This window comes from Saccharomonospora saliphila YIM 90502 (assembly GCF_000383795.1).
Taxonomy (GTDB): Bacteria; Actinomycetota; Actinomycetes; order Mycobacteriales; family Pseudonocardiaceae; genus Saccharomonospora; species Saccharomonospora saliphila.
Window position 1 is genome coordinate 1 of record NZ_KB912636.1, and the last position, 2,101, is coordinate 2,101.

At 71.2% G+C, this 2,101-nt stretch carries 2 protein-coding genes and 1 pseudogene; 1 reads left to right on the top strand and 2 read right to left on the bottom strand.

Annotation, left to right across the window (positions count from 1 at the left end):
• Both SACSA_RS21580 and nadA read right to left on the bottom strand, forming a co-directional pair.
• The coding region (locus SACSA_RS21580; protein ID WP_048876444.1) for an FAD-binding protein at positions 1–339 on the bottom strand (339 nt) is incomplete at its 3' end.
• Positions 336–1,343: a quinolinate synthase NadA gene (gene nadA / locus SACSA_RS0104940; protein ID WP_019814038.1), complete on the bottom strand. Its 1,008-nt coding sequence runs from the start codon at positions 1,341–1,343 to the stop codon at positions 336–338. The genes nadA and SACSA_RS21580, both read right to left, overlap by 4 nt.
• A gap of 40 nt (positions 1,344–1,383) precedes the next feature.
• Here nadA and SACSA_RS21585 point away from each other — a divergent pair.
• Positions 1,384–1,974, top strand: a pseudogene (locus tag SACSA_RS21585) (NUDIX domain-containing protein); the annotation flags it as partial.
• Between the last annotated feature and the right edge of the window lie 127 nt (positions 1,975–2,101).

Consider the following 2,101-nt stretch of genomic DNA (forward strand, 5'->3'; position numbering starts at 1 on the left):
CCCGGCGGCCACGACGTCGCGTACCGCGGCCTCGTCGCACAGGCCCGCGCCCGCGTTCACGGTGTCCGCCGCGTGGCCGGCCACGCTGTCGGTCTCCTCGTCGAGCACCACCGCGACCCCGCCCTGGGCCCACCGGGTGCTGCCGTCGGAGATCGCGCCCTTGGTGACCACGAGCACGCGGAGACCGAGTTCCCGGCCGCGCGACGCGGCGGTCAGCCCGGCCACCCCACTGCCGAGCACGACCAGATCCGCCGTCGCGTCCCACCGCGTGGTTTTCGCCCCTGAATCGCTAACCGGGTCGGTGACTGCGCCGACGGCGCGCACGACCGGGCCGCTCATTCCCCACCACCCGGGTTACCGATTTCGACCATCCGCCGCACCGACGCGCGCGCCCGGGCGGCGGTGTCCGGGTCCACGCGCACTTCGTCGACCCCGTGCCGCAGTGACCGCAGCAGCGCGGCCGGCGTGATCATCTTCATGTAGCGGCAGGAGGCGCGATCGTTGACGGCGCGGAAGTCGACCTCCGGAGCGGCCTTGCGGAGCTGGTGCAACATGCCGACCTCGGTGGCGACAAGAACCGAGTTCGCCGTGGTGTCCCGTGCCGCGCTCAGCATGCCACCCGTGGACAGGATCTTCACCTTGTCCTCGGGCACCGCGCCTTCCCCGGCGAGATACAGCGCCGAGGTCGCGCACCCGCACTCCGGGTGGATGAACAGGTCGGCGTCCGGATCGGCCGCCGCGCGCGCGGCCAGCTCGGGCCCGTTGATTCCGGCGTGCACATGACACTCACCCGCCCAGACGCGCAGATTCTCCCGTCCGGTCTCACGCTTGACGTGCGCGCCGAGGAACTGGTCCGGACAGAACAGCACCTCGGTGTCCTCGGGAATGGACGCGACGACGTCGACGGCGTTGGACGAGGTGCAGCAGATGTCGGTCTCCGCCTTGACCTCGGCCGTGGTGTTCACATAGGACACCACGACCGCGCCGGGGTGCTCGGCCTTCCACGCCCGCAGTTGCTCCGCCGTGATCGAGTCGGCCAGCGAGCACCCGGCCCGCGCGTCCGGGATCAGCACCGTCTTGTCCGGCGCGAGGATCTTGGCCGTCTCGGCCATGAAGTGCACGCCGCAGAAGACGATCGTGGAGGCGTCACTCGACGCGGCGATCCGGCTCAGCGCGAGCGAGTCACCCGTGTGGTCGGCGATCTCCTGGATCTCCGGAACCTGGTAGTTGTGCGCGAGCAGGACGGCGTCACGGTCACGCGCGAGCCCGCGCACCTCGTCGGCCCAGGCCGCGTCCGCACGGACACCCCCGTACGGAGCGAGCTCGTCCACGTGTGCCGTCATGATTGAGCCTCCCTGAGTTTTCGTCTTAGAATCGAAAACCATGCCCTCTCATATTAACAGCAGCAGCCCACTGGCACACGAGGTCCTCGCGGCGGTCCTGCGGGTGCGATGCGCCACAGCGCCGGCCCGGTCGGCGTCCCCGGCCTCTCTCGAGGTGCTGCTCTGGCGGCGCGCGCTCGACCCGCACATCGGCCGCTGGTCGCTGCCCGGCGGCCGACTGCGGCCGGACGAGGACGTGGAGACCTCGATCCGCAGGCAGCTCGCGGAGAAGGTCGATCTGGGCACGCTGGCGCACGTCGAGCAGCTCGGGGTGTTCAGTGCGCCCGATCGTGTGCCCGGCCCGCGCGTCGTCGCGACCGCCTTCCTCGGGCTGGTGCCCGCCGACGTCGACCCGGTCGTGCCCGAGGACACCACGTGGCACCGCGTGGCCGACCTCCCCCGCACCGCCTTCGACCACCGTGAGATCACCCTGCACGCCCGGGACCGGCTGCGGGCGAAGCTGAGCTACACCAACCTGGGGTTCGCGCTGGCGGGCGAGGAGTTCACCGTGTCCACGCTGCGCGAGCTGTACTCGGCCGCACTGGGCTACCGCGTCTCGGCCACGAACCTGCAACGTGTGCTGTCGCGCCGGGCGCGGTAACCGCCGACACGGAGGTCACGCTCGACGTTGGTGTCCTCGGTCAGCCTGGTCGAACGCGGCCCAGTGTTCGAGGTCCACCGCCTGCCGGAGCGTCTCGGCCACCCGGCCGCGCAGGCCG